Here is a 9,725-nt window from a genome sequence, read left to right as displayed (position 1 = left end):
ACCACCGCCGCGGGCTCCTACGCCGGCACATACTAGGGCCTTCAACCCGCTCGCCTTTCGTGCGTCCCTTCGGCTACAATGGAGCCAGCGGGGCGCATCGTCGCGCCATGCCCAATAACGGAGGATTCATGAAGTTCTTTCTTGATACCGCGAACATCGACGAGATCCGCGAAGCCGCCAGCTGGGGGCAAATCGACGGGGTCACCACCAACCCGAGCCTGATCGCCAAGGAAGGCCGCGACTTCAAGCAGGTCATCAACGAGATCTGCGCCATCGTCGACGGCCCCATCAGCGCCGAGGCCATCAGCCTGGACGCCGAGGGGATGATCCGCGAGGGCCGCGAGTTCGCCAAGTGGCATCCCAACGTGGTCGTCAAGCTGCCCATGACCATCGAGGGCCTCAAGGCCGCCAAGGTCTTCAAGGCCGAGGGCATCAAGACCAACGTCACGCTCGTCTTCTCTGCCAACCAGGCGCTCTTGGCCGCCCGCGCCGGCGCGACCTACATCTCGCCGTTCGTCGGCCGGCTGGATGACGAGGGCCAGGACGGCATGGCCCTCATCGCCGAGATCGTCGAGGTCTTCTCCAACTACGACTTCGACACCCAGATCCTCGTCGCCTCGATCCGTCACCCCATGCACGTGACGGATGCCGCCAAGCTGGGCGCCGACGTCTGCACCATGCCCTACAAGGTCCTCAAGCAGATGTTCCACCACCCGCTCACCGACATCGGCATCGAGAAGTTCATGGCCGACTGGAAGAAGGCCGCTCAGACGGTCTAACCTCCCCTCTGGCGACCAAAGGGTCGGACGGCAGCTGCCGTCCGACCCTTTTTCCTGCGGGGCTGCGTCAGGCTCTCGGCAACAAGACCATGCTGATGGCCGCGATCACCAGCACGCCCAGCGCCAGGGCATTGAAGGCCATTCGCCCGAGGAGCGACGAGAAGCTCCCGGCGATGCCCACGAAGAACAGCACCATGGCGAAGAAGACCGTCAAGAGCACGTAGCGATCGCTGATGCGGTTCGCCCGCCGCGCCTCCTCGGCCTCTCGCTCGGCCCGCGCGTCGAGCTCCGCCGACTGCTTGGTCTGCGCGATGGAATACTCCGGCATCTCGAACGGGGTCGCGGGCGCGCGCGGGTTGACGATCGGCTTGGTGGCGTTCCAGGCAGTCACAGCGTGCCGCATCTCCGGTCGAAAGCGATGGTAGAGGAAGGTGGCGAGCTCACGGTTGCCTTCACTGATGGCCGCCGCATACTGCACGAACAGCCCCACGTCCGAGGCCTGGATCTGCTGGGCCTGCACGCTGAGCAGGGAGGCCCTGGCCCGGGTGTGCCCGCTCACGCTGTAGGAATTGATCATCTGACCGCTCCAGAGATTGGACTGGTAGGCGCACCAGGCCGAGAGAGCGGTGGCCATGGCCAAGGCCAAAGCGGCCCCCACTTCAAGGGGGCCGCTCCAGCGAGCGAGACGCCGCTCGCCCGGACGATGTGACGTGCCGTCGAGCGACATCGCCTCACCCTTGAGGTCGGCGCGCTAGTCCTGGTCTTCGCGGAGCTTGGCGAGGACCGAGTAGTCCTCGAGGGTCGTCGTGTCGCCCAGCGCGTCGCGGCCCGCCGCGATGTCGCGCAGCAGGCGGCGCATGATCTTGCCCGAGCGGGTCTTGGGCAGGGCGTCGGTGAAGCGGATGTCGTCGGGCTTCGCGATCGCCCCGATCTCCTTGGCGACGTGATCCCGCAGCGCCGCCTTGAGGGCCTCCGAGGGGGCCTGGCCGGTCTGGAGGGTGACGAAGGCGGCGATGCCGGTCCCCTTGATCTCGTCGGGGCGGCCCACCACCGCCGCCTCGGCGACCGAAGGATGACTTACCAGGGCGCTCTCGACCTCCATGGTGCCCAGGCGGTGGCCCGAGACGTTGATCACGTCGTCCACCCGGCCCATGATCCAGAAGTAGCCGTCCTCATCCCGGCGCGCACCGTCGCCGGCGAAGTACATCCCGGGGATCTCGGACCAGTAGGTCTTCTCGAAGCGCCCGGGATCGCCCCAGATGGTCCGCATCATCGACGGCCAGGGACGCTTGACCACCAGGTACCCTCCCTGGTTGGCGCCGACCGGGTTGCCCTCCCTGTCCACCACGTCCACGGCGATGCCGGGGAAGGGGAGGGTCGCCGTGCCGGGCTTGGTCGGGGTGGCGCCGGGCAAGGGGGTGATCATGATGGCGCCCGTCTCGGTCTGCCACCAGGTGTCGACGATGGGGCAGTTGCCGTGGCCGATGAGGGAGCGGTACCACATCCAGGCCTCGGGGTTGATCGGCTCGCCGACCGAACCCAAGAGGCGCAGCGACGAGAGCTTGTGCTTGGTGGGCCACTGCTCGCCCGCCTTGATGAAGGCGCGGATGGCGGTGGGGGCGGTGTAGAGGATCGAGATGCCGTAGCGGTCGATCATCTCCCAGTAGCGGTCGGGAGACGGCGACATGGGAGCGCCCTCGTACATGAAGACCGTCGCCCCGTTGGCCAGCGGGCCGTAGACCACGTAGGAGTGGCCCGTGACCCAGCCCACGTCCGCGGTGCACCAGAAGATGTCGTCGTCCTTGAGGTCGAAGACCCACTTGGTGGTCAGCGCGGCCCCCAGGAGGTAGCCGCCCGTCGTGTGGACGACGCCCTTGGGCTTGCCGGTGGTGCCCGAGGTGTAGAGGATGAAGAGCGGCTGCTCCGAATCGAGCGGGACGGCCGGCACGTCGCACGAGGAGAATTCCATCATCTCGTGGTACCAGTGGTCGCGCCCCGGCAGCATGGGGATCTCGTCACCGGTTCGCTTGAGCACGACCACGTGCTCGACGCCCGGGGTGTTGGGCAGGGCCGCGTCGACGTTGCACTTGAGCGGCACCACCGATCCACGGCGGTAGTAACCGTCCGCCGTCACGATCAGCCTTGCCTGGGCGTCGTTGACGCGGTCCTTGATCGCCTCGCTCGAGAAGCCGCCGAAGATGACCGAGTGGATCGCACCGATGCGGGCGCAGGCGAGCATGGCGACCGCCGCCTCGGGTACCATGGGCAGGTAGATGGCGACGCGATCGCCCTGGCGGACCCCAAGCGAGCTAAGGACGCCGGCGAACTTGCAGACCTCGTGGTGGAGCTGCTGATAGGTGAGCGTGCGACGATCGCCGGGCTCGCCCTCCCAGATGATCGCCGCCTTGTTGCGGCGCCAGGTCGTCAGGTGTCGATCCAGGCAGTTGTAGGAGGCGTTGATCGATCCGCCCACGAACCACTTGGCGAAGGGGAGCTGCCAGTCGAGGACCTTATCCCAGGGCTTGAACCAGTGAAGCTCGCGCTGGGCGTGCTCGGCCCAGTACCCCTCGGGGTCGGCCTCGGCCTTGGCGACGAGGGCCAGGTACTGCTCCATGGACCCGATGTGCGCGCTTTCGCTGAAGGATTCGCTCGGCTCGAAGCGCCGGTCTTCCTGCAGGAGGCTGGTGATGTCCGTCGTCATGATGACCCTCCGTCGTGATGCGGCGACGATTCGTCGCGCACCATCATACCACCCCACGGAGGGTTGAAACGGCTCAGCCGAGGATCACCCCGAGGCGCGCGACCAGAGGGACATCGGCCGGCGCGAAGGCGTATTCGCCGAGCTCCGAGGCGCTCACCCATGCGAGCGCGTGGCACTCGATCGCCCGGGGTTCACTCCCCGTGAGGGTGGCCCAGTAGCATGTCAGGTGGATGCGGCGGCCGCCGTAGTCGTGCAGGACGTCCCCGAAATACGCGCCGACCGCGATCTCGGCGTCGAGCTCCTCGCGGATCTCGCGAGCGAGGCATGCCTCGGGCGACTCGCCGGGCTCCACCTTGCCCCCCGGGAACTCCCAAAGGAGGGCCTCGTGCTTGCCGGGCGGGCGCTGGGCAATGAGGACGCGATCGCCGCGCCGGATGATGGCGCCGACCACTTCGATGGGTGTGTGCAAAGGAACCTCCGTCGCGCAAGAGCCGCCCCCTCACTGTAACGCGCGCTACTTAAGCCCGCAAGGAAGTGCTAGAATCGCAACGCACCGACCAGGAGGACCATCATGCGCCGCTCGCTCGTTCCCTTTTTCGCCGTCTGGCTGGCGCTCGCCGGCACGATCCCGGCCCAGGCCGCCGAGCCCGCCAGGGTCGTGCTCGTATCCCTCGACGGAGGCGGCGAGCGCTTCCTCGAGAAGCTGGTGGCCGCGGGCAAGATGCCGAACCTCGAGAAGATCAAGCGAAGCGGCGTCCAGGCGGATTACGCCCTCACCAACTACCCCAGCAAGACGGCAGCAGGCCATGCCTCGCTCTGGACGGGCGCCTACGGCAACGTCAGCGGCATCACGGGCAACGAGATCCCCCTGCAGCCCGAAAGCGAGCACACCATCCTCGAGCACCAGCGTGGCTTCGAGAGCACCGCGCTTCTGGCCGAGCCCCTCTGGGTCACGGCCGCGCGCGCGGGCAAGCGCACCCTGGCGGTCCAGGCCACCCACCTGACGCCCTTCGAGACCTACGGTCCCAAGGGGCGCTTCGGCGGAGCCAGCGCCGATCGCATGACCCTCTTCGACGGCTACACCGGCAAGGTTTCGCCCGAGTGGATCCTCAGCTCGACGGCCTCTTTCAAGCCCGCCTCCGGCTGGAAGGATCTGCCCGCGAGCCGCGAGGCGCCCTACGAGGTCGTGCTGCCGGTGGGGCCCGCGACGCTCTACGGCCTGATCTACAACGACCCGGCCGATCCGATCCAGGGCTACGACACCATGCAGATCCGCCCCAGCAAGGAGAGCGCGCGCGGAGCGGTGCTCGTCAAGGCCGGAGCGCCCCATCCCGGATCCACCGAGCAGTTCAGCCTGCCCATCCCCGTGAGCGTGGGTGACGTGACCCCCACGGTGCGCTTCCGCCTCTTCGAGCTCGCCCCCAACGGCGCTTCCTTGCTCCTTTACCGCACCGCGCTCGCCATGGACAACAGCAACCGACCCGAGCTCGCGGCGGACTGGGCCCGTGCCACCGGGGGCTTCGTGCCGAAGGGAGCCGAAGACCTCTACGCCTATGGCAAGCTCGGCCCCACCTTGATCGACGGCGGCACGGGGCTTGCCGAGGAGCGCCTGCTCGAGACCATCCGGCTGGCCATGGAGAGCCGCATCGCGAAGCTGCGCCACGGCGCCCGGACCTATCCCTGGGACCTCATCGTCAACTACGTCCCCTATCCCGACAGCATCGAGCACATGTGGTACGGGCTCGCCGACAGCAGCAGCGCCGCCTACCGCCCCGACGTCGGCCCCCGACTCTGGAGCTACATGGAGACCGTCGCGGGGTACGTGGACGAGTTCCTGGGCGCGGCTCGCGAGGTGGCGGGCGATCGCGGCGTCCTCGCCGTCGTGAGCGATCACGGGATGGAGGGGCTGTCGCGCGATTTCCTGCCGAACGTCGCCCTGCGCAAGGCCGGCCTCCTGGCCGTGGACAGCGAGGGCAAGGTCGATCTCTCGCGGACCAAGGCCATGTACGCACCGAGTGACGGGGCCTACGTGGTGATCAACTCGGTTCGCCGCAAGGGGGGCATCGTGAAGCCCGGCGAGGAGCCTGACGTCCTCGCGCAGGTGATCACGACCCTGCGCGGCGTGCGGGATCCCAAGACCAACCGACCGATAGTGACGGGCTTCTATCCCACGAGCGAGGCCGACCCCGCGCTCGGCCTCGGCGGGCCGAACGGCGGGGAGCTCTACCTGGATCTGATGCCGGGGCTGTACTTCAGCGCCGCCCACCAGGGCGACTCCCTCTTCGTGGACCGTCATCCGTTCGCGAGCGGGGGCCACGTGTTCAACCCGAGCCGGGGCTCGATGCACGCCGTCTGCTACCTGGTGGGAGCCGGCGTGAAGAAGGGGGTCGTCCTGCCCCCGATCCGGACCATCGACGTGGCCCCGACGCTCGCCAAGCTCATGGGCATCCCCGCCCCGGCCCAGGCCCAGGGCCGGATCCTTACCGAAGCCCTGTCGAACTAGCCAGGAAGGCCCCGGCCCCTTGATGCGCAGGTGAGAGCTAATCCCCAGGGTCGCTGGTTCGAGTCCAGCTCACGGAGCCAAGCAGAGTGCCACTTCCACTCGGGAGTGGCTCTCTCGTGTTGCGACTCGGGATTCGGCGGGGCTTTCGCGCCGATCGCTTCGACAAAGTGCCTGATCCGTCAGGAAGTCGGGATCATCACTCGCACGTTGCTTGTACCGACTCGGGCCACCCCCTACCGTGGACCGCGCGGGTGCCCTCTCTAGCGAGCACCCGGAAGGAGGGTCCATGCGTAACTGCCCGTTGCTATCCTCTCTGCCGCTGCTGATCCTGAGCCTGAGCCTCGGGGTGGTGGGGTGCGCGCGATCGCCCTCGGCGGTCTCGGCTGCGCAGGTGCCGGCTCGCCACATCGCTCAAACCCTGGCACCAATCCAAGCACCCGTCCAAACTTCTCCCACGAGCCGCCCTATCCTGCAACCCGGCGTGAACCAGACCAACGTAACGAGTTCGACCCCCCGAGCGGCCTTGCTGGGCCTCCCGGCGACGGACATCCGCAGCCGCATCCGGGCGCACCTCGAGGTGGGCGGCCCCGATAACATGCCCGAGGTCATGAGGCTGAACGTGGCCCCCTACGGGACCAACCTCGTGGTGTTCAGCGCGGACGTCCAGACGATCGGCATCGCAGGCCCTGCGTATCCCCTGAATTCCCGGTTGGGCGGGACCTACGATCCCACGACCGATACGATCACGATCCAAAGCAGGAACCGTGGCTGATCGCAGCAGCTACGAGGGGGTGAGGCATGACCCAAAGCTGAACCGCTCAGACGTGGAAAATTCGGTAAGAGCGCGTCGGTCCCCGTCTGGAAGCAGGCGGGGGCGGTGCTGTAGGGTTGGATTGTGGCCTTTGAGTTGGCGGACTCCCGCAAGGCGTAGAAGATCGCCGCACCTCCGTTCCACGGCGAGATTTCGAGCCGTCGTGGTTCTTTCGCCCCACCACGGGCCCTCACATCGCGCCCTCAGCCCCGTTGTTGTCGAACGGCACGCGCGGGTCGTCCAGGAAGACGCTGAGCCCGGCCTTTGACCCCACCATTTAGGATCCTGCATGGGTCAGCGCACTCTGCCATCCTTCAACAACAAGACCCCGCCTTCAATACGTGGAACAGCGAGGACTTACGATCTATTTGTTCCTAATTATGCGTCTTGCTCGCCGAAAAATATCGATAAATTGTCCTACTCGATCGAATAATTGACACTTGGACTTACAACATCCTTCAACCTATACTAGCGAAATACAGGCCGCATTTTCGCAGTCATAGGGGCACGGTTCATGCTCACCGCTTCTACGTACTCACCATATCTTCGGCTTGCTCACTATATCCTCGGACAGCCAGACCTTGGCTTCAGGGAAATTGAATACAAGGCGTTTCAAGCCGGTCTTTAAACAACAAGACTTCAAACCGCAGTCAAAAAGCCTTCGCTTATCTTCCATAAGCCCATGACATCAGTCACGCTCCTCGGCTGGAGACCGAACTTCCGCCAGCCCGTGCAGCCGTATTTATCAAAGGGAAAATTACGTAGATGAGAACGAGACCGGCACCTACTTCGGTCGAGAAGGTCATGCGGGAAGACGACTTCATCGTCTCCAAGACCAACACCAAGGGGATCATCACCTACGGCAACCGCACCTTCATCGAGTTTTCCGGCTATTCGGCACAAGAGCTCATTGGTACCAATCACAACATCATCCGCCATCCTGACATGCCCCGAGCAGCCTTCAAGCTTCTCTGGGACACCATTTCGACCGGCAAAGAATTCTTTGCCTATGTCAAGAATCTGGCCAAGGACGGCAGCTTCTACTGGGTCTTTGCCAACGTGACCCCGGATTTCGATGCAAACGGCAAGATCATCGGCTACTTCTCGGTGCGACGGAAGCCCAAGGAAAGCGCCATTCAAGCCGTCAGCGAGTTGTACCGCCTCATGGTGGCCGAAGAGCAGCGCCTGGGCGGAAGAGCTGGCATGGAGGGCTCTACAGCCCTGCTCCTCAAGATTCTTGCCGATAAGGGGATGAGTTATGAAGAACTGGTTCTTGGCCTTTAGGCTGACGGTTCCTTTTTGGATCGGCTTTGCGCTGTGGGGAGCCCATCTTCTGATGGGACTCTCGTCCCATGGGTTCAAGGATGTCCCTGGTCTGCTCTTGCTCGGGGGAGCCGTCGCTGCGGCTGTCTGGGGACAGGTCGCACTGGGACGCTGGGTAGCGCCGCTTTCAGAGCTTGAAACGATTGCGGAAAAGCTAAGCGCAGGGCACTTTCACGACCGCATCACGGGGGTGAGCGATCGAGATACCATCGGTCGTGTGTGCTGGCACCTCAACGACATGCTCGACCAGCTGGAGGTCTACTTCCGCGAACAGGCAACCACCTCCAACTACCAGGAGAACAAGCACTTCCGGACGCCGCAGGTCGTCGGCTTGCACGGAGACTTCCGGTACGGCCTTGAACGTCACAGCGTCATGTTCACAAACCTTCGCCAGATCGTGGCGGAGGTCCGCTCGACGGCGAATGAAGTTGCAATTGAGGCAGATAACCTCAACCGCTCCCGCACCGATCTTTCCGAGATGGTTGCCCAACAAGCTGCCATCAGTGAAGAGACCTCCCATGCGATCGCGAGCGTGGCCTACAACACCAAGTCCGTGGACGGACACGTCCATGTGCTGGATCAGCAGGTCATCGTCGTGAAAAATCAATCAAGCGACCTGGCTGATGCCGTCTCCCAAACCAGCAGCTCCATTGCGGAGCTTGCTGCCTCGATCCAGCAGGTGGCCCAAAATGTGAGCCATGCCAGCCAGGTCTCCGAACAGACGACTCACACCGCCAATTCCAGCGAAGGCTCAGTGATCAAGACGATCCAGGGAATGCAGGCGATCGCCGACACCGTGGGGGAGACGCGCATCGCCATCCAGCACCTGGATGAACGCTCAAATGCCATCGGTGAGATTGTCGAGGTAATCGACGAGATCGCTACCCAGACCAACCTGCTTGCCCTCAACGCTGCGATCGAGGCAGCTCGGGCGGGCGAACACGGTCGGGGCTTCGCTGTCGTCGCCGACGAGGTACGCAAGCTCGCTGAACGCTCCAGCAAGGCGACCGGTGAGATCGCCGGGCTGATCAAAGGGATTCAGACGGAGATCGCTCAAGCCGTCGACGTCACCCAGCAAGGCTCCCTTCGAGTCCAAGAGGGAACGCAACTGGTCACCGAGACGGGATCCGCCTTGCGACGGATCAAGGAGTCGGCAAGCCAATCGGCTGCATTGTTGCAGGAGTCGGCCATGGCAACCAAGGAGCAGGCGCTGGCCAGCCAAGCGATCGTGCAGGCGGCCGAGAACATGGGGCTCATCAATGAGCAAGTGACCCAGGCGATCGCCAAGATGGAGGAGATCTCCCAGTCCGTCACTGCAGCAACCACCGAACAGCGTGTCGGCACGGAGCAGATCCTTCGGGCGACCGAATCACTGCATACGAGCTCCCAGCAGGCAACTCTGGCGACCGATCAAGTCTCTCGGGTGACCGAAGCCCTGATGTATCAAGCGAAGCTCCTCCAAGACTCCATCGGGTTTTTCCAAGCCGGGGAACCAGTGGCTGAGGTCCAGATTTTGCGGTTGCCTGCAGCCTCAGGGCAGCGACTCTCGACCCGGGAGCGAGCGCTGGCACAGGGGTAACGCCAACTCGTCACCACACCGGGGAGCCG

Annotated in this window: 8 protein-coding genes; 5 read left to right on the top strand and 3 right to left on the bottom strand. The window is 64.6% G+C overall.

Features of this window, described 5'->3' with window-relative positions:
* Positions 1-128: 128 nt before the first annotated feature.
* Positions 129-779, top strand: a complete 651-nt coding sequence (fsa, locus tag V6D00_07890; protein HEY9899088.1) for a fructose-6-phosphate aldolase — start codon at positions 129-131, stop codon at positions 777-779.
* A 67-nt stretch (positions 780-846) separates the two neighbouring features.
* On the opposite strand, the gene V6D00_07885 is transcribed toward fsa, so the two are convergent.
* From V6D00_07885 to V6D00_07875, 3 genes are all read right to left on the bottom strand, one after another.
* Complete coding sequence (locus V6D00_07885; protein ID HEY9899087.1) at positions 847-1,419, bottom strand: hypothetical protein; 573 nt, start codon at positions 1,417-1,419, stop codon at positions 847-849.
* A gap of 111 nt (positions 1,420-1,530) precedes the next feature.
* Complete coding sequence (gene acs / locus V6D00_07880) at positions 1,531-3,480, bottom strand: acetate--CoA ligase (protein ID HEY9899086.1); 1,950 nt, start codon at positions 3,478-3,480, stop codon at positions 1,531-1,533.
* A 73-nt stretch (positions 3,481-3,553) separates the two neighbouring features.
* Positions 3,554-3,949, bottom strand: a complete 396-nt coding sequence (locus V6D00_07875) for a (deoxy)nucleoside triphosphate pyrophosphohydrolase (protein HEY9899085.1) — start codon at positions 3,947-3,949, stop codon at positions 3,554-3,556.
* Between the two features lie 102 nt (positions 3,950-4,051).
* Between V6D00_07875 and V6D00_07870 the strand changes: the two genes are divergently transcribed.
* The 4 genes from V6D00_07870 (at position 4,052) to V6D00_07855 (ending at position 9,696) form a co-directional block, all read left to right on the top strand.
* Positions 4,052-5,983, top strand: a complete 1,932-nt coding sequence (locus tag V6D00_07870; protein ID HEY9899084.1) for an alkaline phosphatase family protein — start codon at positions 4,052-4,054, stop codon at positions 5,981-5,983.
* Positions 5,984-6,269: 286 nt separating this feature from the next.
* A complete protein-coding gene (locus V6D00_07865) occupies positions 6,270-6,755 on the top strand; it encodes a hypothetical protein (protein HEY9899083.1) in 486 nt (161 codons plus the stop codon).
* Positions 6,756-7,598: 843 nt separating this feature from the next.
* On the top strand, positions 7,599-8,078 hold the full coding sequence (locus V6D00_07860) for a PAS domain-containing protein (GenBank protein ID HEY9899082.1): 480 nt from the start codon (positions 7,599-7,601) through the stop codon (positions 8,076-8,078).
* Positions 8,053-9,696 carry a HAMP domain-containing methyl-accepting chemotaxis protein gene (locus tag V6D00_07855; GenBank protein HEY9899081.1) on the top strand — a complete coding sequence of 548 codons (1,644 nt, stop codon included), beginning with the start codon at positions 8,053-8,055 and terminating at the stop codon, positions 9,694-9,696. Before V6D00_07860 ends, V6D00_07855 begins: the two co-directional genes overlap by 26 nt.
* Positions 9,697-9,725 lie beyond the last annotated feature (29 nt).

The sequence above is a fragment of the Pantanalinema sp. genome, from assembly GCA_036704125.1.
Taxonomy (GTDB): Bacteria; Cyanobacteriota; Sericytochromatia; order S15B-MN24; family UBA4093; genus JAGIBK01.
The sequence above is the reverse complement of the archived record's forward strand: the minus strand, read 5'-3'. Positions and strand labels throughout refer to the sequence as shown.